A 20,992-nucleotide genomic window follows, 5' to 3' on the forward strand; every position below is an offset into this window, starting at 1 on the left:
TGCACGCCGCGTCAGTATCACTCGCCCTTGCGAATGGCTTCCGCCACGACGGTCAACACCTCAGTGGCCGTATTTTCCGAGTGTGCCTTGAGCACATCGCCCAAGCGAGGGCGCCCGTCCTCGCGTAGCGCACGCATGATCTGCTCATGCTCTTCGTGCGATTCCTGCCAACGTAAATGATCGGCATTTGCCGCGCCACGCGCGCGGTGCACCTTACTCATCAGCGCCGCGTAAATCGACGACAACACCGGGTTAGCGGCGCCATCGACGATCAGTTGATGAATCTCCTGATTGATGCGGAAGTAGTCTGTGCGATGGCCTTTGCTATGCGCATCGAGCATCTGCAAATGCTTCTTTTCAAGGGTGCGCAGCGCGACATCCGTCAGCCGCGACGCGGCCAACTCGCCTGCCAAACGCTCCAGCCCATGCAGCGTTTCGAACGTCGCGCGCAACTCCGCTAAATCCAGCGGGGCAACGCGATAACCGATGTACTGCCGGTGCAATACCAGCCCTTCGGAAACCAGCGTTTTTAGCGCCTCACGCAACGGCGTCTTCGAGACATCGAAAAGTTCGCAGAGCGCTTTCTCGTCGATGCGCTCGCCCGGGGGCAATTCGCCTTCTTCGATCATGACGCGAAGGCGGGCTGCAATCTCGGCGGACATACCGAGTGTGCGGAGTCTGGGGGACTGCTGGAGGGGAAGGGCCACGTTGTCTCGTTATCGATTATCAGTGTCGAAAAGATCCTACCATATAGGGAAATCCCTACGTATCATCCTAATAAAATCAATTATTTACCAGCGTTGTAATTACAGATTACAGATTCTATACTCACTCCCAAGTTGCGCGACGACGGTACTCAAGTCATCTAATCGGGAGATTCACCATGCAGTCGACAAGCAGGGCCGCAACGCTAACCGGTGCGAAGAGCACGGTTCGCTGGAAGATCTTTTTTCTGATGCTGTTTCTCATCGCCGTGAACTACATCGACCGTGCGTCGCTGTCGGTGGCGATGCCGTTGATCTCGAAAGAGTTCGATCTCACGCCAGCGATGGAGGGGCTGATTCTGAGCGGCTTCTTCTGGACTTATGCCGTCATGCAGATTCCGGGCGGCATGCTGGCCGACAAGTACAAGCCACGCATCGTCATCGCACTGGCCACGGTCTTCTGGGGCCTCTTTCAGGCGGCCGCCGCGTTTTGTACGAGCGCCACGACGCTGCTCCTGACCCGCTTCGGGCTGGGCGCTGCGGAAGCGCCGATTTATCCGGCGGGCGGCAAACTCAACGCCATCTGGATGACGCAGAACGAACGCGGACGCGGTGCCACGCTGCTCGACGGCGGTGCGCCGCTCGGGGCCGCGTTGGGCGCCATCATCATCACGTGGCTGATTACCGTGCTGGGTTCGTGGCGGCTGGCCTTCGTGGTGGCGGGTGTGGGCACGATGCTCGCGGGTTACGTCGCATGGCGTTATATCCGCAATGCACCGCGCGAACATCCGGACGTCAACGAAGACGAAGCCAATTACATCGAAATGGCGCAGGCGTCGGAGCATCGCGCCGAACCGGAAAACTTGTCGGGCCGTTCGCTGGATTTCTTCAAATACCGCTCGGTTTGGTGCATGGCGCTCGGCTGGATGTGCTTCAACACCGTGTTCTACGGGCTGCTGACGTGGATGCCGAACTACCTGCACAAAGTGCACGGCTTCGATATCAAGCAAATGGGTGGTGCGAGTTTCATCATCTTTTTCTGCGGCTTCATCGGTGAGCTGATCGGTGGCTGGATCGGCGACAAATGGAAAGCGGCTGGCGGCGCACCGAACAAAGTGATGCGCACGCTCTTCGGCATTGCTGCGGTCATCGCAACGGCCTCGATTTTCTCGGTGGCATACGTCACCAGCGATGTGGTCACGGTCGTGCTGCTGTCGTCGACGCTCTTCTTCCTGCGCTGGTGCGGCCTGTACTGGTGCATTCCGTCGATCCTCGGCACGCGTAACAAGATCGGTTTCCTCGGCGGCGTGATGAATCTGGGCGGCAACATCGGCGGCATCAGCGTGCCGTTGATCGTCGGCCTAATCGTGCAAACCACCGGCTCGTACTTCCTTGCGCTGATGTTCTTTGCTGCCGCTGGCGTTGGGTTGTTCGTGTGCTCCACGTTGATCGATTACGAACGAAAACTCCCTGTCTGATTTATCGATTTACCTGACCGGCACGCGCTCGCAGCGGCCGGTCGCTGTCCTTTGCTTTTGGTATTGGAACGACAATGACAAAAAACTCCCGCACTTTGCTTGGCATGCTCACGCCGTCCTCCAACACCGCGCTCGAACCGATTACCAGCGCGATGGTGGCGGGACTGCCGAATGTCAGTGTCCATTTTTCGCGTTTTCGCGTGACCGAAATTTCGCTGGGGTCGACGGCGCTCGGCCAATTCGATCTCGACAAGATTCTCGACGCGGCCAAGCTGCTCGCCGATGCCGAAGTCGACGTCATCGCTTGGAACGGCACGTCGGCAGGTTGGCTCGGTTTCGAAACCGACGAAGCGCTGTGCCGCCAAATTACCGAGGCGACGGGCATCCCGGCGACCACCTCTGTGCTGGCGCTCAATGAAATTCTCGAGCAGACCGGCGTCAAGGAGTTGGGGCTGGTCACACCGTATCTCGACGACGTTCAGCAGCGAATCATCGCGAATTACGCCCGGCGCGGTATTCAATGCACGGCCGAGCGCCATCTGGACTTGCGCAAGAACTTCGAGTTCTCCGAAGTCGACAGCGATACGCTCACCCGTCTCGTGAACGAAGTGGCCGTGCAGCGCCCGCAAGCCATCACCACGTTCTGCACCAACTTGCACGCCGCACCGCTGGCGCGCGCGCTCGAAGCCCAAACCGGCATCCCTGTGTACGACACGATTTCCACGGTGATCTGGAAATCGATGAAGCTTGCCGGTCTCGATACGCGCGCGTTGTCCGAGTGGGGACAACTGTTTGCGCGAGGGGAGTGATGCCATGACGAATGCATTTGCAGGCGCGCAGCCCTTCGATCTTGTGATTCGCAACGCGGATGTCGTGACGGCCTCCGATCGCTTTCAGACCGATATCGGCGTAAGCGATGGCGTCATTGTGGCGCTGGGCCGCCGCCTCGGTCCGGGGCGGCGCGAAGTCGATGCCACGGGCCTGCTTGCCATGCCGGGCGGCGTTGACGGTCATTGCCATCTCGATCAGCCAATGCCGGACGGACTGCGCATGGCCGACGACTTCTTCACCGGCACACGCGCTGCCGTGTGTGGCGGTACCACGACCGTGATCCCATTCGCCGCGCAGGAGAAAGGCGGCTCCTTGCGCGCGGCGGTCGAGGATTACCACCGCCGAGCGAACGGGCGCGCCGTGGTCGATTACGGCTTTCACCTGATCGTGGCCGATCCGACGGAAAAGGTGCTGAAAGAAGAGTTGCCGCAACTGATTCAGGAGGGCTACACGTCGTTCAAGATCTACATGACTTACGACGATCTGAAGCTCTCGGACAGAGAAATTCTCGAAGTGCTCTCGGTGGCGCGCGAGCATCGTGCACTGGTGATGGTGCATGCGGAGAACTCGGATTGCATCGCGTGGCTGACCGACAAACTGGTCGGTCAAGGGCGCATTGCGCCGAAGTTTCACGGGTTGGCGCGCCCGGCTGCTGTGGAGCGTGAGGCCACGCATCGGGCCATTACGTTTGCCGAATTGGTCGACGTACCGATTCTGATCGTGCACGTATCCGGCAAAGACGCCATCGGGCAAATTCGCTGGGCGCAGGGCCGCGGCATGCCCATTCTTGCCGAGACGTGTCCGCAGTATCTCTATCTGACGGCTGACGACATGGGGCACCCCGGCGACGACGGTTATGCCGGTGCCAAATGCGTGTGCAGTCCGCCGCCGCGCGATACCGATAATCAGGAAGCCGTCTGGAAAGCGCTCAAGCAGGGCGTGTTCTCGGTGTTTTCATCGGATCACGCGCCGTTTAACTACGACGATCCGCAAGGCAAGAAGCCCGGTGGTGAAACGCCATCGTTCGAACACATTCCCAACGGCATTCCCGGGATTGAAACGCGGCTTCCGTTGTTGTTCGACGGTGTGCGTCAGGGACGGCTGTCGTTGCATAAGTTCGTCGAACTGACGTCGTATCGCCCGGCACGGCTGTACGGTCTGTACCCGCGCAAAGGCACGATCGCCATCGGTGCCGATGCCGACATCGTGCTGTGGGACCCCGACGCGCAGGTGCAGATCACGAACGATGCCTTGCATCACGCGGTCGACTACACGCCGTACGAGGGCAGGGAAGTGACGGGGTGGCCAGTGCATTGCTTCTCGCGCGGCGAGCAACTCGTGGCCAATCGCAAGTATCTGGAACCGGCGCCGGGGCGCGGGCAGTTTCTGCCCGCCGATGCGCCGTCGCTCGTGTAACGCACTGACAAGGAGACGTTGCGATGCGCTTGCTCGTGATCAACCCCAATATTTCCACCAGTGTGACGGCACTGATCGAGGCGGAGGCGCGCCGGGCGGCGTCGCCGCAAACGTCGCTGTCGTTCGCCACCGCGCAATTCGGCGTGGCGTATATCGAAACTCGCTTCGAGGCGCTGACCGGCGGCTATGCGACCGCTTGTGCGGCGGCAGAGCGGGCGGGCACGTTCGATGGTCTGGTCGTGGCGGCCTTCGGCGACCCCGGCTTGGGTGGCATCAAAGAGTTGTTCGACGTGCCCGTGGTCGGCATGACCGAAGCGGCACTGGCCAGCGCCTGCCTGCTCGGCAACCGGTTCTCGATCATTGCCATTTCGCACCGCATTCAGGCGTGGTATCGGGAATGCGTGGCGGCGAACGGCTTGTCGTCGCGGCTTGCCAGCATTCGCAGCCTCACCTCACCGCTGCGAGACATTGCGACGGTGCAGGAAGACCACGCGGCGCGGCTCGTGGAACTCAGTCAGATGGCGGTGGAGCATGATGGTGCCGACGTCATCATCGTGGCTGGCGCGCCGCTGGCCGGATTGGCGCGCCAGTTGCGGGGGCAGATTCCGGTGCCGGTTGTCGATGGCGTCTCCAGCGCCGTCAAGCACTGCGAATCGTTAATGGCGTTGCAGCCGGGGGCGGCGACGGGCGGCAGTTTTCAGCGTCCACCGAGGAAAGACAACGCCGGGTTGCCACCGGCATTGCAGGCGCTGCTCGACTGAGGACGCGATTCAGCACGCTTAGCTGCTACTCGAGTCGCAGAAAGATTCGGTAAGGCCGGCGCGGAAACGTTGCCGGCCTTCGTTTTTCTATCGCCGCGCCAATCACTGTGCGCATGTGCTACAGTTCCGCTGCCAAAAATGAAAGCCAGATGCCGAAAACGCTCAGGAATGCCGAGCGTTGCGTTTCGGCAATCGAGACGGTGTAGGAATAATTACGACAAAGCAGTACCGGTAGTCGCTAGTGTTGTACCGAATCAGATAAGCAATTGGATTGCGAACGGTATCGGGGAACCATGATTAACGCTGCTGTGGGCCACCTAGCGGGGCGGCTCAATGAGTATTTAAAACAAGCCTACACACTCACCGAAGACATCGTGACGATGTCCGGTCTGGTGGATATGCACGGCCATGCCGTTGCGGACACGAACAACCGTTTGGTGGTGTTCCTCACGCATATCGAACGAGACACGGGGCCGTATCGTCAATCGCTGCCCGGTGAGGCAGGCGCATCGCGCGCGACGACCACCGTCGCACCGCTTTATCTGAATCTCTACGTCATGGTGGCCGCCAATTACACCGGCGGTAACTACGAAGATTCGCTCAAGCTCATCTCTGGCGCGATCACTTTCTTTCAGCGTTATCCGGTCTTCGACCATCAGTCTTCGCCGTCGCTCGACGCGCGCATCGACCGACTGGTGCTCGAGATCGAAAATCTCAACATCCGCGAACTTAGCAATCTCTGGACGATGCTTGGCGGCAAGTATTTGCCGTCGGTGCTGTACAAGGTGCGCCTAATGGCCCCCGATACCGGCGATATCGTCGGTACCGTGCCGACGGTGCGCACGCCTGTACCGGCGCTCAATCACTGACCCGGCCCGGAGCGCGCCCGATGTCCGCCACGTCCAACGGGGCCGCTGTGTCTGGTTACACGCGGCTATTCACCGTCGATCTCACTCATGCGTACTGGTCGCAACCGCACGCATGGGTGCGCCACGCGCTCACGCCTGCGACCCTCGATTGGGCGCGGCGCCGCGACTTGCTCGTGCGAGCGCATCGGCAGGGTGTTGCCGTATTTTGCGATGCGGCGCGCCGTGACGCGCTGCTGGGCGATCTCAAACCGGGCGAGGCCGTGGCCACGATCAAGTGGTACGCCAACGACGAACATTTCTCTCGCTATACCGCGCCAGTTCAGAACAGTGCTGCCGTCTACTTTCTGCAAAGCGCGACGAGTGTGCCGCAGACCGGCGAGAACCCGAATGCCGCTGTGCTGACGCAACGTCTGCACGCAGGCAATGCTATCGATGCGTCGAATGCGGTGCCGATCACCGCACCGCCATTGACCACCCATCTCGAGCGCGCCGACCGGCTTTCTCCGCCGGTGTTGGTCGTGCAGATCGATCTCGCCGACCACGTTGCCAGTGCTTCAGCGAACCAGATCTGCGTGGACTACACGGTGCATTTCGACGTGCGCGCGACGCGCTGGCGCTACTACTACGTTTGCGAAGCCAGCAACGATGCTTTAGCCATCGTCGATCTCGACGAGAAGGTCAGTTTCGTGGCGTCCGGCAGTGAGCCGCGCAGCGGCGGTCGCTGTGCAATGGTGTTCGAGAGCGAGCAGGAAATTGCAATGCAGCAGCAATATCCGCAGCGATTTCAGCTGCGGGAACGGGGCCGGTCGGGTGAACGCGTGTTGATCCGAAGACTGCCCAATGCCGAAGTTGGCAGCGTGATTCAGCAGGGGATGGAGACAAAGCAACGGCAGGAATGGCAGGAAGCGGCGCAGAGCCGGGCAGTTTGGGTGTCCGAGATCTACATCAATTGATCGTTGACCGAGGTGAACCATGGCGCAATACAAAACACCAGGCGTATACGTAGTCGAACAAAATGCATTCCCCAATTCCGTGGTGGAAGTCGCCACGGCCGTGCCGGCATTTATCGGCTACACCCAGTTCGCCGATAACAAAGGCACCCCGCTTGCCAATACGCCCTGGCGTATTAGCTCGATGGCGGAGTTCCTGACGTACTTCGGCGGGGCACCGACGACGAGCTACTCGCTCGACGCAGTGCCGGCAGCGACGGCACCGGCAAAGGACGCGGGTGGTGCCGCACCGGCCGCCGATGCAGGCGGTGCCGCGGCCCCGCAACGTCCCGCCGTGACCGACCTCTTTGTCGGCCCGACCGGCGCGCGCAAGCCGTTCAAACTGACCGCGCAAGGCACCGAGTACTTGCTGTACTACAGCATGCTGCTGTTCTTCCAGAACGGCGGCGGGCCTTGCTACGTGGTGTCGGTGGGCACGTATGCCGACAATGAAATCGATCCGGGCAAGCTGACCAAGGGCATCGACACGCTCATCAAGGAGCAGGAGCCCACGATGGTCGTGGTGCCCGAAGCGGTGCGTCTGTCGGCGCAAGACTGCACGACCGTGCAGCGCGCCATGCTCATGCACTGCGGCTACACGATGCGGAATCGCTTTGCGATTCTCGACGTGTTCGACGGTTACTGGGATCGGCAAGCACCGGGCGGCGATGCCATCACGGCATTCCGCGATGCCGTCGGCTCCGAATTCCTCGACTTCGGTGCCGGGTATTACCCGTGGGTGAATACGTCGATCGTGACCGAGAAGGATCTCGACTTCACGAAGATTTCGAACCCCGCACAACTGCAAACGCTGATCACGGCGGAACTCGACCCGGTGCTCAACCCGGTGCCGTCGTCGCCAGCGGCACAGGCGAAGGCCGCGCAGGTTAAGGAAGTGCTGGCGAAGTTGGCCGGTGGCGCCGCACCTGCTGCGCCCGCCGCTGCCGCGCCCGCGGGCGGAGATACGCCGGCGGCGGATGCACCTGCCGGTGGCGATGCACCTGCTGCCGCGCCTGCCGCTGCCGCGAAACCCGCAGCGATGTCCGCCAACGACATCGAGACGCTGCACAAGACGCTCGCCGCCCTGAGCAATGTCTACGTGCAGGTGCTGCAATCGTTGCAGAAGAAGCTCAACTTGCTGCCGCCGTCTGCCGGTATGGCTGGCCTGTACACGCTCGTCGACAACACGCGCGGCGTGTGGAAGGCCCCGGCAAACGTGAGCCTGAATGGTGTGGTGTCGCCGAGCGTGAGCATTTCGAACGCCGACCAGGAAGACCTGAACGCGCCGACCAACGGTAAGTCGGTCAACGCGATTCGCAGCTTCATCGGCGAAGGCGTGATGGTGTGGGGCGCCCGTACGCTCGACGGCAACAGCCTCGACTGGCGTTACCTCAGCGTGCGCCGCACGATGATCATGATCGAAGAGTCGTTGCGCCTTGCGTGTAAGGCCTATGTGTTCGAGCCGAACACTGCCAACACGTGGGTCACGATCAAGAGCATGGTGCGCAACTTCCTCACTAGCGTGTGGAAGCGCGGCGGTCTGGCGGGCGCAAGCCCCGACGACGCGTTCCAGGTGTTTGTCGGGCTGGGCGAGACGATGACGGGCGACGACATTCTCGAAGGGTTGCTCAAGGTGTCGGTGCTGGTGGCGGTGAGCCGTCCGGCCGAATTCATTGAACTCACGTTCGAACAACAAATGCAGAAGTCCTGAGGCCGTTGGCCTGGCACAGCATTTTTCGCATCCAATCTTTAAACGAGGTGTGTGATGGCAGACGACGGCTCGAAACAATCCACCACAGTGTGGCCGCTTCCCAAGTTCTACTTTCAGGTGAAGTGGGACTCGCAGGTCATGTCGTTTCAGGAAGTCAGCGGTCTGGACGTGCAGTCCGAAGAAATCAAGTATCGCCACGGCGACAGCCCCGAATTCTCGGTCATCAAGATGCCGGGTATGAAGAAGTACGGCAACGTGACGATGAAGAAGGGCGTGTTCAAGTCCGATAACAAGTTCTGGGACTGGTTCAACCAGATCAAGATGAACACCATCAAACGCGTGCCGGTGACGATCAGCCTGCTCGACGAAGCCGGCAAGCCGACGATGGTCTGGACGCTTGCCAACGCGTGGCCGACCAAGATCACGGGCACCGACTTGAAGTCCGAAGGCAACGAAGTCGCCATCGAGACGATCGAGATCGTGCACGAAGGGTTGACCATCGCCAATAGCTAACCACCGGTCACCGGCATCGGCGCGCTGGCAAAAGCGCGTGCCGATGCCGGCCCGCGCACGTGCCCGACATGCCGTCATCGCCTTTCGATCCGTACCCGCCTGCTGCCTTCCACTTTCGCGTGATGTTCGCTACGACGGGCGGTGCCGTCGATGCGTCGTTTCAGGAAGTCTCCGGCATCAGCACTGAACTCGACACCGAATCGGTCCCCGAGGGTGGGGAAAACCGCTTCGTGCACACGTTGCCAAAGGGGGTGAAGCATCCGAACCTCGAGCTCAAGCGGGGCGTTGCGTCGTTCTCGTCGCCGCTGGTCATGTGGTGCCGCTCGGTGTTCGAAGGCGAATTCATCGTGCCGATACGGCCGCAGTCGTTGATGGTGCAGTTGCTCGATGAAATGCATATCCCGATTCGCATCTGGACGTTCGCCAATGCGTATCCGGTGAAGTGGGAAATCGAAAGCTTCGGTTCGACGAAGAATGAGGTGGCGATCGAAAAGATCGTGCTGAGCTACACCTACGCCAATCGTATGGAGTGACCCGATGTCGATTGAAATCGGTCAATTGAGTATCAAGTCGAATGTGATACAGCAAGCGCCAGGCGAAGGCGGCCCATTGCCGGTACCCGCCGATGCGCCGGAAGGCGAAGCCGTGTTCGATGCGCAGGCGCGCGCCGACTTGCTCGCCGAATGCCGTGCACTCGTGCTCGATTTGCTTGAACGTGCGAAGGAGCGCTGATCCGTGGCGGCCAGTCTGAATCGCAGAAAATTCAACATCGCCCCGTGCAAAGTCTCGGGCGGTCAGATTTCGGTCGACACGAGCCGCAGCGCATTCGAGGCGCTGATCAACCCGGTGGGTTACAAGCGCAAGCTGAGCATCGAATACAACAAGAAGCAGACGCTCGGACAGCCGAGTGCGACGCCACGTTTTAGCGCAATCCGGCCGGAAACCATCACCATCGAGAACCTCGTGCTAGACGGCACGGGGGTGGTCGACGGCACGGGGTCGCGTAGCGTCAAAGACATGATCGATGCGCTGCTCGCCGTGATTTACCAATACGACGGCAAGAAGCACGAACCGAACTACATCCGACTGTTGTGGGGCACGTTCATCTTCTTTGGTCGGGTAGAGTCGATCGCGCTCGACTACACCATGTTCAAACCGACCGGTGAGCCGCTGCGCGCGCGCGTGACGCTTGGCATCGTCGGCTGGATGAGCGCGACCGAGAGCGCGTTGCGTGCGAATCTCAGCTCACCCGATTTGAGCCATCTCGTCGAGGTGACGGCGGGCGACACGCTGCCGCTGTTGTGCAATCGCATCTATAACGACCCGTCGTATTACCGCGAGGTCGCGCGTATCAATAACTTGACCGGTTTTCGCAAGCTGGAGCCGGGCATGGTGCTGCGCTTTCCGCCGCTCGTCTGACGCCATGGCCGATTCTCCCGCCCTCAACGCCAATGGTGTGCTGACGCTCTCGATCACGAGCGCAGGCAACCCCATTCCCGACACCGCAGGCGTGATCTCCGTCGAGATCGACCGTGCGGTGGGACGCGTATGCAGCGCACGCATTGTGCTGCGCGACGGCGACATGCCCGACGACGATTTCCCGCTGAGCGACCTGGAAGTCTTTGTGCCGGGCACGGCCATTGTCATCAGTGCCGGTTACGGCGGCACTACGAAACCGATTTTCGACGGCATTGTCGTGCGGCACGGCATCAAGATTCACGGCAACAACGACGCTCGACTGATTGTGGAGTGCAAACACAAAGCCGTCGCCATGACCATCGGTTGCAAGAACGCGAACTATGTCCAGCAGCAGGACAGTGGGATCATCAGCCAACTGATTTCCAATGCCGGACTCACGGCCGATGTGACCACGACGCAGACGCAGCATCAAGAGATCGTCCAGTTCTACAGCACCGACTGGGATTTCATGGCGCTGCGCGCTGAGGCCAATGGCGCACTCGTCATCGCTGACGACAACGGCACGGTGAGCGTTAAGCCGCCGCAGACCAGCGCAGACGCCGTGCTGAAGGTGACCTATGGCATGGACATGATGTCGTTTTCGGCCGATATCGACGCGCGCACGCAGTTGCAGAGCGTGGTGGCGGCTGCGTGGGACCCGGGCACACAGGCGATGGTGCAGCAAGCGGCACCCGCCAAAGCGCTTTACGAGCAGGGCAACCTCACTCCGGGAAAGCTTGCGCAAGTGGCCAGCCCGTCCACGTTCCGGCTGCAATCGACGGTGCCGCTCATCAGCGACGAGCTGAAATCGTGGAGCGAGGCGCGGCAGATGCGCGCGGCGCTGGCGTGCATTCGCGGCCGTCTTTCGTTTCAAGGCAACGCGTCGGCGAAGCCGGGCGTGATGATCGAGCTCGCCGGTGTTGGCAAACGCTTTAGCGGCAGCGTGTACGTGAGCGCGGTGCAGCACCGCATTGCCGACGGCAACTGGATCTCCGAAGTCGAGTTCGGACTGTCGCCCGAGAGCCACAGCGAGCGCCACGGCGCGGGAGACGTAATGGCATCGGGGCTTGTGCCGGGCGTGGGCGGTCTGCAAATTGGCGTGGTCACCAAACTCGATGCCGACCCCGAGGGCCAGTACCGCATTCAGGTGGCCGTGCAGGTCTTGGAAGCGGAGGCGGCAGGCGTCTGGGCGCGGCTTGCCAGCTTCTACGGTTCGGCGGGCGTCGGGGCGTTCTTCATTCCCGAGATCGGCGACGAAGTGATTCTGGGCTATCTCAACGGCGACCCCTCGCATCCGATCGTGCTGGGCAGTGTCTACAGCAGCCAGCACAAGATGCCGTACGAGCTAACGGCCGACAACTACACCAAAGCGTTGTGGACGAAAGGGCTGCTCAAGATCATCTTCGACGATGACAAGAAGGTGATTACCGTCATCACACCGCAGAAGAACACCATTGAGATGAGCGACGACGCCAAGTCGATCTGTCTGACCGACCAGAACAACAACAAGATTCAGATGACGCCGGATGGCATCACGCTGGACAGCCCGAAAGACATCGTGATCAACGCCAAGGGCAAAGTCAGCATTACCGCGGTGTCGAACATCGAACAAACGGCGCAGGCCGATATCAAGAGCGAAGCGCTCAACATCAACAGTACGGCCAAAGTCGGCATCGTCGCGAAGGGCTCAGCGACGGCTGAACTGTCTGCCAGCGGCCAGACGACGGTCAAGGGTGCACTGGTGATGATCAACTGACGCACCGTTGTACGACGCCCATCGCGATACGAGACACGCAACAAGCAACAAGGAGACCTGACCATGCCGTTGGCCGCACGACTCACCGACATGCACCTGTGCCCGATGCAGACGCCGGCGTTCCCGGCGCCGATTCCGCACGTGGGCGGCCCCATCCTCGGCCCTTGTGTGCCGACGGTGCTGATCGGCAAGCTGCCTGCCGCCGTGGTGACCGACAACTGCTTATGCGTGGGGCCGCCCGACTCGATCGTGATGGGGTCGACGAGCGTGCTCATCGGCGGCAAGCCCGCCGCCCGAGTGGGTGACACGTGCGCGCACGGCGGTTCGATTTCGATGGGGTGTCCGACGGTGCTGATCGGCGGTTGAGCGCGAACGCCGCAGGACAAGCGGCAAGACGATCGACAAAACAAGCGACAAGACGAGCGACAACGAGCGAAACAAGGGGAAAGCACGCGTGAGCACCGACAAATCGTTTCTCGGCACTGGCTGGGCCTTTCCGCCGCGCTTTGGCGATCACGCGGCGCAGGGGCGCACGCAAATGGTAGAGGCCGAGGCCGACATTCACGAGAGCTTGCGCATCATTCTCGCGACCGTGCCCGGCGAGCGGATCATGCAGCCCACGTTCGGCTGCGGCATCAAGACCTACGTGTTCGACGAGATCAGTGAAAGCGTGCTCACCGAAATACGCGATGCCATCGAGCGCGCCATTCTGTTTTTCGAGCCGCGCATCACGGTCGAGCAGATCGTGATCGATTCGTCGGCGGCTATGGAAGGACGCATCGACGTGCTCATCGATTACACGGTGCGGGGGGCGAATACGCGCAGCAACATGGTCTATCCGTTTTATTTCCTCGAAGGCACGAACTTGCCCGATAAGCAGATGCCGCGCTGATACGGCAAACGACCCGACGACGAGACGACGACCCGATGTACAACCTCATCATTCGCGATGGCACCAGTCAGGCGATGCGGGCACTGCCCGCGTTGCAGGACGGCTATTTCCATCTCGATGAGTTGTCGTTTCACGAGTTGCTGGCAATCGTGACGGAGTTCGCCGCGCTGGTGCGGTTTCATAACGCCGAGAACGTGCCGGAAGGCGACTGGACGCCGTTCTTTCGCGCAGACGAAACGGTGGTGATGAGCCGCATTCTGGCGTTCGATCTCACGCGCGAGACCGCGCATTTCGCGCAGTGGTGGCGCAACACGCCGGAACACATCGGGGTGAGCGCGGACGGCGAGAGCTCTGGGTGGACGCTGGAAGCTTCGCCCGTCGCGGAGCTCGTCGCGACACTGAACGATTGGTATGTCGCGCTGGCGCAAGCGCAGAGCGATAACGGGCTAGGCCTGCGGACCGTACTGCGCGCGGTGATCGTGCAATTGAGCGTCGACCGGTCGGGCATTCTCGGGGCGTTACGCACAGCAGGTGCTTCGCTTGCACTCGACCCCATTTGGTCAGTCGACGTGACGGTGCCGAATGCCGACGGCATTGCCCGCGCAGGCGCCCATCTGACCAAAGCCGACGTGCGCACGGACTTCCACGCGTACATGAAGGCTATCGAAATGGTGCGTAAAGAGGCGCTGGCGCGCTTGCCTGCGTCGCTGCACAACGGCATCCACGATCCCGCCATCGGCTTGTTGATTGCCTTCGTGCAGCAGTTCCAGAAGCTGCAAGGCAAGCTGAATGGTTACACCCGTCGCTTTATCGATTTCTATTACGACCGCATGCTGGGCAGCACGCCGCGCTCGACGGTGCCGGATCGCACGTGGCTGGTGGTCAAGCGCACGCCGGACGCACGCGACGTCGTGGTGCCGGCGGGCACCGAGTTTCCTGCCGGTGTCGATGCGCAGAGCCGCGACATTCTTTATCTGGCCGACAACGAACTGCGCGTGTCGGATGCCGTGGTGAGTCAGGTGCAGACGCTCTACCTCGATCACAACGGCTACAGCGCGCCCGAGAACTTGCTGGCCGAAGACGACAACGCGGCACCCGGCACACCGGTCACCGGGCGGACATGGGCCACGGCAGCATGGTTCCAGGCGGTGTCGGTTGCGCCGCCGGGGGCGGTGCACACACAGGCTTGGCCGATGCTGGGCGCGCCGAAGGCGGGCATGGGCAGCGGGCCGCATCGGGATGCCCGTATTGGCTTTGCGCTGGCGAGCAAGGTGCTTCTGCTCAAAGAGGGCGAGCGCCGCATCAGTGTGACGATCACGTTCGCCGACGACACGCTCATGCAACGGCTCGACAAGGTGGCCGACGCGATGCTCGGCACGCCGGCCGCGCCGACAGAGGTGGCTGACGCATCGGACATCGATAACGGAAGCGCCGAAGCGATCGCCAAGCGCGACGCCCGCGCGCTGGAGCTGCGTCGCAACGACATCTTTCTGAAGATCTTTCGCAGCATCTTCGTCGTGGGTCTGACGGGGGAGTTCGGCTGGATCGATATTCCGGGCTACGTGCCGTTCTTCAAAGACAACGTGCTGCGGTTGAGCTTCGAGCTGCCTCCCCAGTCGCCGAGCGTGGTGGCGTACTCGCCAGCGTTGCACGGTGAGCAGTTCGACATCGAGACGCCGATGCTGCGTTGTGTGATCAATCCGGGTGCGTACTTGTTTCCGTACGGCATGCTACGCGATCTCGCGGTCACGGGAGCCCGCATCGACGTCGAGGCGCGAGGCTGCCGCGACCTGGTATTGCACAACAACATCGGGCAACTGAGTGCCTCGACGCCCTTCGCACCGTTCGGCCCGCTCGCCCGATTGGGCAGCTATCTCGTTGTCGGCAGCACCGAGATGGCGTCAAAGCGCATCACCGATTTTCGGGTGGAGATCGAGTGGGCGGATTTGCCGCGCACCACGGGGGGATTCAGCACGTGGTACGACGGCTACGACGTACGCGTGGCCAATGAAGACTATCTGGCCACCGTCGCGGTATTAGCCAAAGGGGTGTGGTCGCCTGCCAGCGAGTTGTCGCGCCCCAGCGTGCCGTTGTTCCAGACGCGCGTGCAACCGGGGCAGGGCGAGCGCATCGACAACCGGATCGTTTGGCGCGCAGGTCAGTTGGCGCATTTGTTCGAACCCGATGCGGGCGTGAGCGCAGCGCAGCCGCTCACGTGGGGGCCGGGCGCGAAGAACGGCTTCTTCAAGTTCACGTTTGCGGCCCCGGCGTTTGCGTTCGGGCACGAGACCTATGCGCAGGCGCTCTCGACGACGATGATGACCAACGCACGGCGCCGTCGCTGGCGTCGGCCGAATGCGGTACCGCGTGCTCCGTACACGCCACTCATCAATGCCATTTCCATCGACTATTGCGCGACCGGGGCGATCAGCGTCGACCGGCTGCCGAACGGCGACGACGACGGCCGCTTTCTGCACCTGTTCCCGTCGGGGTGGGAAACGCTAGGCCTCACCAGCTACCCGGCGCCCGCCTTGCTGCCGCGCATCAACGCCGCTGGCAATCTGTACGTCGGCATTGCGGCGGGCGACCTGGGCAAGACGCTGACGTTGCTCTTCGAATTGCGCGAAGACTCCCAACCAGTGCCGCCGACGGACGAAGATACCGACGAAGGCCCCGCCAATAGTGCCGGGCTGCATTGGAGTTATCTGACGAACAACGTGTGGAAGCCGTTGTCGCGGCGCGCCATCGTGGCGGATGGTACCCATCACTTCATGACCTCCGGCATTGTGACGTTGCGCGTACCGGCGGACATCGGGTGCAGCAATACGGTGATGCCCGACGGACTGTACTGGTTCCGCGTGAGCGCCGATCGCGACATGGAGAAGTATTGCAGCCTCTATGCGGTGCATGCGCAGGCCGTGCAGGTGACCCGAGGGCCGGACGTACCGCCCGAAGTGCCGACCGTGCTACCTGCCGCATCGATCACGCGCAGCCGCCGCCCATTGCCGGGCATTACCGGCATTGTGCAGCCGCTGCCGTCGTGTGGCGGGCGTGCGGCGGAAACGCGCGATCAAATGCGCACCCGCGTTAGCGAGCGGCTGCGGCACAAGCAACGCGCCATCTCTCCGGCCGACTACGAATCGCTGATTCTGGAAGCGTTCGCCGAGGTCTATAAGGTCAAGTGCTTCGCGAATCTGACCTCGTCGAACGGCCCCTTCGATTGTGTGCGCCCGGGCCATGCGTTGATCGTCCCGCTGCCTTACTGGCCCGCAGTGCAGGCCGATGAGCAGATGCCGATGCTCGACGGCAATCTGATGCAGGAAATTGCGGCGTTCGTGAACACGCTGTCGTCGCCTTGGGCGCATGTGTCCGTCGAGAACCCCGTGTACGAGCGCATTCAGGTGCGTTGCAAAGTGCGCTTTTCCGACGTGTCGGGCAATGGCCGCTATATCGCCATGCTCAACGCTGCCATTTCGCGCTACCTCACGCCGTGGCAAGACGATGTGGGCTACCGCACGCACTTCGGGTGGCGGATCCGGCAGCACGATCTGGAAGCGTTCATCGGCGCGCTGCCTTACGTGCAAAACGTCTCGGGATTCTCGATGCTGCGCATTGCTGCGAAGCCGCCTGCGATGTCGGCGGCGTCGTCAGAAACGACGGCTGCGCCCAGCCCGGTGGTGTGGGCGTCGGCGGATGTGCAAACGTATTCCCTGTTCGACACGGCTAACCCGGCTGACTTGGGCAGTTCCGTGCTTGCGAAAGGGCAAGCCGACATCACGCCGCTCTACCCGTGGAGCATTGCCATTCCCGTCGCGCGTCACGCCATCGAAGCCGTCGACGACGGCATCGACTATCCGGGCGTGCGCACCACGCTCAGTCGCCTTGAAATCGGCGCCACTTTCATCATCTCGGACGACTCCAATGACCAATAAGCCCATGGCTCGCCGCAATCGCGACACGCTCCGGCGCAAGTTCGGCAATGGCGAGATGCCGTCGGCGACGGCTTTCTCCGAACTCATCGACTCGATGCTCAATATCGTCGACGAGGGATTCGACAAGACACCGGTGGACGGGCTGAAGGTCTCGCAACTCAATCAAGGCAAGCTGCTCAGCTTCTATCAGAACATCGATGTGAAGAGCCCCATCTGGTCGGTACAGCTCGACGGTCCCGGGGGCGGATTGGCGTTTGGCAACGAGAACAACCCCACGGTACTGACATTGCGTCAGTTGCCGGGGCGGCCGGTTACCCAAACGTCAGGGAAGTCAGACGCCGCTGCCGACTTCGAACTCGACTTGGCCGGGCGCATCGTGGCCGATGGCCGACGTGGGCGGCCCGGCAGCCGCAGCGTACCGGCCGATGGGAAATGGCACGACATTACCGACACGCTCACCGGCTGCAATGCGTTCGAGATCATGGCCGGGGTCGGCAAGCGAGGTAGTGGCAAGTACGCGCTGATGCACGCATACGCCGTCATGGCGTTCAACGGCAAAGGCGACATCGACTATCGACAGTCTCACTTCGGCAGCAAGTGCAACCGGCTGCAACTGCAATGGGTGGACGCGCCAGACGGCGCGAAGCATAACTACATTCTGCAAATGCGCGTCGGCTGCCCCTACGACACCACGCGTGACGCGGCCGGTGCGGACCGGACGTGGGTGACCTACTACCTGACTAACCTCTGGTTCGATCCGGATATGCAGACAAGCGCGATCGATCCTGAGCCGAAGGTGCAGGCATGAGCACGCCAACGACGTTCGACATCGTGTTCGAGGCGCAGGACGCCCAACAGGTGATGGCTGCGCTCGCGGAGTTGCCGTTCAAGCGCGTGTACGAGCTGATCGGCACGCTCAACCGGCAAGCCGTCGATGCAAACGCTGGCGAACCCATTACCTGTGCGCTCGACGCGCAAGCTTTCGCGTTGATCGTGGAAGCGCTTGGTTATTTGCCGTATCACCAAGTGCATGGGCTGATCGACGCGATGAAAGGGCAATTGCACAGCGCCCGCATGGCGTTGGCCGAGACGGGTGACGACGTGCCGCGCGCGAGCGGTATTCGAGGTGTGGTCAGCCGATGAGCGCCCCCGAGTCGATCGCCCGGCTGGCCCCCGATCCGAATGGGCTGGATTTCGATGCGCTGCGCCGCGCAGGCATTGCCACGCTACAAGCCCTGTGCGGAGAGCGTTGGACCGACTACAACCTGCACGACCCGGGCGTCACGATTCTTGAGCAGCTTTGCTATGCGATCACCGAACTGGCCTACCGTTCGGATTTCGCGCCCGAAGACTATTTGGTCGGCCCAACGGGCATCATCGATTACCGTCGCCATGCGCTACATCCGGCGGACGAGATTCTGCCGAGTCAGGTGCTGACGGTCGATGACTATCGGAAGCTGTTCTACGACTCGATTCCCGAACTCGAAGATGTCTGGTTGAGTTGCGAGCCGCAAGCGGGGGAGTCGGCAAGTGGGGTGCGGGGGCTGTATCGCGTGCTGGTCAAGCTTAGCGAGACATTGTCGGGGGAGTTGTCGGGAGAGGCGCAGGCCGCGATGGAGGCCGACGTGCGCAAGCGCATCTTCGAAGTCTTCAATGCGCATCGCAACCTGGGTGAGGATTTGGCCGACGTGCAGGTCGTGCCCGCGCAGGCGGTCTATCTCAGCGGCGACGTACAGATTCACAGCGAGCGCGATCCTGCGTCGATCTTCGCCGACATCTATTTCCGTTGCGCACAGGCGGTGCTCTCGGGGTTTCAGGTCGAGCGGTACGTCAAGGCATTTGCCGCCGGGGTGCCGCTCGATATTTTGTTTTCCGGGCCTCGCACGGTGCACGGATTTATCGCTAGCACTGGCGCGCAGGCGCCCGGCTCACCGATTGCGATCGCGAAGCTGGTCGGACTGGTGCAGGAAGTGGACGGTGTAGCCCATGTGCACCGGCTGTCGTTGTGCGACGCCGACGGCAACCCGGTGGGCGCGGACATGGCCAAGCGCGCTGTCCTGCGATTACGGTTCCCGGGCGATGCGCAGAGCGGCTTTTTGCGGCTGCACTTTGCCAGCAGCGCGGTCGGCGGGGACGTGGCGCCGGTTGCGCACGCTGTCGAACAGCGGCGTGAAGACAAGGCACGGGTGGTGCTCGACGACGCGCGTGTGGCGCTGGCCAAGGCGCGGTTTGAATTCGATACCCTGCGCAACACGCCGCAATCGGTTGCGGGCATCGTGCCCGCCCCACAGGGCGAGACGCGCGAATTGCGCGACTACTTTTCGATTCAGCATCAGTTTCCGGCGATTTACGGCATCAATCACTTCGGTGTGCCGCCGTCGGCACCGCTTGAGCATCATGTGAGTGCGAAGCAGTTGAAGGCTTATCTGTATCTGGCCGAGCAACTGATGGCGAACTATCTCGAGAACCTGCAATCGGTCGGCCGCATGTTCTCCGTCGACGATTTGCACCAGACGTATTTCTCTCAATGGATCGGGGACGAGGCGTTGCCCGATATCGAATCGCTATACGTCAACGCGCCGGACGATGTGCGCAGTGCGCTCACTCGCATCGTCTCGCGCAAAGATCGGGCCGAAGACCGGCGCAGCCGATTGCTCGACGTGCTGCTCGCGATGTATGGCGAGACGTTTTCGCAGAAGTCGTTGCGGCGTTTCGACGATTACCAGGACAAGCACGCCACGCATTGGCTGGTGAATAACAAGCTTGAGTTCTTGCGTCATATCGCGACACTGTCGCGCGACCGGGCGACGGCGTTCGATGTGGGCATGCCTGACGTTCGGGCCGACAAGCGAGCCAATGTCTCTGGCGTGCATGCCAAGATTGCGATCTTGCTGGGGTTGCCCGCGCAGCCGGACACCAAGCCGTTGAGCGAGGCGCTGTTGCGTCGGCGACTTCGCTTGCGAGCGGACAACGTCGCCACGGCGGACGACTATGAACGCGCGGCGGCCCGCTTAGTGGTGCTGGCGGGGCGCAGTGCGTCGGGGGCCGATGGCGGGCGGGACGATGCCGCGCGCAAAGACGCTCACGAAGACATGCTTCCCGTTGGGCTGCTCGTGCATGGCGTGCGGTTGGAAAACTACGTGTTGGAGCAGCATGGCGAGGAAGTGCACGTGCATTTCCAGACCCACGACGATCGGCTGGGCAACGTGCGTCTCGCGAAGTTCAGACGGGCAGGTGCGGTGACACACGCCGACCGGTATGTACAGACGCTGCGCGAATTCCTCTGTCAGTTGAATGTGCAATCGGAGGGGTTTTATCTGGTCGAGCACGTGTTGCTGCGCCCTCGGAAGCAAGACGCCGACGCTGTGGATGATGCGTTTTTCGACGCGCGCGTGAGCATCGTATTCCCGGCGTGGTCGGCACGATTCAGTGATCCGGACTTCCGCAATCTGGCGCAAGAGACGGTCTGTCGCAATCTGCCGGCGCATCTGTTGCCGGAATTTCATTGGCTGGATTTTGTGACGATGCGCGACTTCGAGCATCGCTACGACTTGTGGCGTTCGCGGTTGCGCGAAGACGTGACGCGTGCGGACTCCCGTCGGCTGGATGCCAGCAGCGCGAGCCTGGTGTCGTTGCTCATGCGCCAGCGGCGCGAGCGCAACCTGACCTTGTGGGTATAGCG

At 61.7% G+C, this 20,992-nt stretch carries 19 protein-coding genes; 18 read left to right on the forward strand and 1 reads right to left on the reverse strand.

Annotated elements, in window-relative coordinates:
• Positions 1-17: 17 nt before the first annotated feature.
• The gene (locus PPN31114_RS03155) at positions 18-662 is read right to left on the reverse strand and encodes a GntR family transcriptional regulator (RefSeq protein WP_150678025.1); all 645 of its coding nucleotides are present in this window, start codon (positions 660-662) and stop codon (positions 18-20) included.
• 221 nt (positions 663-883) lie between these two features.
• Here PPN31114_RS03155 and PPN31114_RS03160 point away from each other — a divergent pair, with 221 nt between their 5' ends.
• The 18 genes from PPN31114_RS03160 to PPN31114_RS03250 all read left to right on the forward strand — a co-directional run bounded on the left by PPN31114_RS03160 (position 884) and on the right by PPN31114_RS03250 (position 20,990).
• Positions 884-2,182: an MFS transporter gene (locus PPN31114_RS03160; protein WP_150678026.1), complete on the forward strand. Its 1,299-nt coding sequence runs from the start codon at positions 884-886 to the stop codon at positions 2,180-2,182.
• Between the two features lie 74 nt (positions 2,183-2,256).
• A complete protein-coding gene (locus PPN31114_RS03165; protein ID WP_150678027.1) occupies positions 2,257-2,991 on the forward strand; it encodes a maleate cis-trans isomerase family protein in 735 nt (244 codons plus the stop codon).
• Positions 2,992-2,995: 4 nt separating this feature from the next.
• The gene (gene hydA / locus PPN31114_RS03170; protein ID WP_150678028.1) at positions 2,996-4,429 is read left to right on the forward strand and encodes a dihydropyrimidinase; all 1,434 of its coding nucleotides are present in this window, start codon (positions 2,996-2,998) and stop codon (positions 4,427-4,429) included.
• Positions 4,430-4,452: 23 nt separating this feature from the next.
• The gene (locus tag PPN31114_RS03175) at positions 4,453-5,190 is read left to right on the forward strand and encodes an aspartate/glutamate racemase family protein (RefSeq protein ID WP_150678029.1); all 738 of its coding nucleotides are present in this window, start codon (positions 4,453-4,455) and stop codon (positions 5,188-5,190) included.
• A gap of 293 nt (positions 5,191-5,483) precedes the next feature.
• Positions 5,484-6,059: a Pvc16 family protein gene (locus PPN31114_RS03180; RefSeq protein ID WP_150678030.1), complete on the forward strand. Its 576-nt coding sequence runs from the start codon at positions 5,484-5,486 to the stop codon at positions 6,057-6,059.
• Between the two features lie 20 nt (positions 6,060-6,079).
• Entirely contained in the window at positions 6,080-7,012 is a 933-nt protein-coding gene (locus tag PPN31114_RS03185) for a hypothetical protein (protein WP_150678031.1), read from the forward strand.
• A 19-nt stretch (positions 7,013-7,031) separates the two neighbouring features.
• Positions 7,032-8,759, forward strand: coding sequence for a phage tail sheath family protein (locus PPN31114_RS26370; protein ID WP_150678032.1), 1,728 nt, complete (start codon positions 7,032-7,034; stop codon positions 8,757-8,759).
• A gap of 54 nt (positions 8,760-8,813) precedes the next feature.
• Positions 8,814-9,272 carry a phage tail protein gene (locus tag PPN31114_RS03195; protein ID WP_039398341.1) on the forward strand — a complete coding sequence of 153 codons (459 nt, stop codon included), beginning with the start codon at positions 8,814-8,816 and terminating at the stop codon, positions 9,270-9,272.
• A 68-nt stretch (positions 9,273-9,340) separates the two neighbouring features.
• Positions 9,341-9,805, forward strand: a complete 465-nt coding sequence (locus tag PPN31114_RS03200) for a phage tail protein (RefSeq protein ID WP_150678033.1) — start codon at positions 9,341-9,343, stop codon at positions 9,803-9,805.
• A gap of 4 nt (positions 9,806-9,809) precedes the next feature.
• A complete protein-coding gene (locus tag PPN31114_RS03205) occupies positions 9,810-10,004 on the forward strand; it encodes a DUF5908 family protein (RefSeq protein ID WP_150678034.1) in 195 nt (64 codons plus the stop codon).
• 3 nt (positions 10,005-10,007) lie between these two features.
• Positions 10,008-10,691, forward strand: coding sequence for a CIS tube protein (locus PPN31114_RS03210; protein ID WP_150678035.1), 684 nt, complete (start codon positions 10,008-10,010; stop codon positions 10,689-10,691).
• A gap of 4 nt (positions 10,692-10,695) precedes the next feature.
• Positions 10,696-12,486, forward strand: coding sequence for a type VI secretion system tip protein VgrG (vgrG, locus tag PPN31114_RS03215; RefSeq protein WP_150678036.1), 1,791 nt, complete (start codon positions 10,696-10,698; stop codon positions 12,484-12,486).
• A 63-nt stretch (positions 12,487-12,549) separates the two neighbouring features.
• Positions 12,550-12,852, forward strand: coding sequence for a PAAR domain-containing protein (locus PPN31114_RS03220; protein WP_150678037.1), 303 nt, complete (start codon positions 12,550-12,552; stop codon positions 12,850-12,852).
• 88 nt (positions 12,853-12,940) lie between these two features.
• Positions 12,941-13,378 carry a GPW/gp25 family protein gene (locus PPN31114_RS03225; RefSeq protein ID WP_150678038.1) on the forward strand — a complete coding sequence of 146 codons (438 nt, stop codon included), beginning with the start codon at positions 12,941-12,943 and terminating at the stop codon, positions 13,376-13,378.
• Positions 13,379-13,413: 35 nt separating this feature from the next.
• On the forward strand, positions 13,414-17,310 hold the full coding sequence (locus PPN31114_RS03230; protein ID WP_150678039.1) for a baseplate J/gp47 family protein: 3,897 nt from the start codon (positions 13,414-13,416) through the stop codon (positions 17,308-17,310).
• Positions 17,300-18,118: a hypothetical protein gene (locus PPN31114_RS26730; protein ID WP_150678040.1), complete on the forward strand. Its 819-nt coding sequence runs from the start codon at positions 17,300-17,302 to the stop codon at positions 18,116-18,118. Before PPN31114_RS03230 ends, PPN31114_RS26730 begins: the two co-directional genes overlap by 11 nt.
• The gene (locus PPN31114_RS03245; protein WP_150678041.1) at positions 18,115-18,453 is read left to right on the forward strand and encodes a hypothetical protein; all 339 of its coding nucleotides are present in this window, start codon (positions 18,115-18,117) and stop codon (positions 18,451-18,453) included. The genes PPN31114_RS26730 and PPN31114_RS03245 overlap by 4 nt, the downstream gene beginning before the upstream one ends.
• Entirely contained in the window at positions 18,450-20,990 is a 2,541-nt protein-coding gene (locus PPN31114_RS03250; RefSeq protein WP_150678042.1) for a hypothetical protein, read from the forward strand. Before PPN31114_RS03245 ends, PPN31114_RS03250 begins: the two co-directional genes overlap by 4 nt.
• The last annotated feature ends 2 nt before the right edge of the window (positions 20,991-20,992 follow it).

This window comes from Pandoraea pneumonica, assembly GCF_902459645.1.
GTDB classification, from domain to species: domain Bacteria; phylum Pseudomonadota; class Gammaproteobacteria; order Burkholderiales; family Burkholderiaceae; genus Pandoraea; species Pandoraea pneumonica.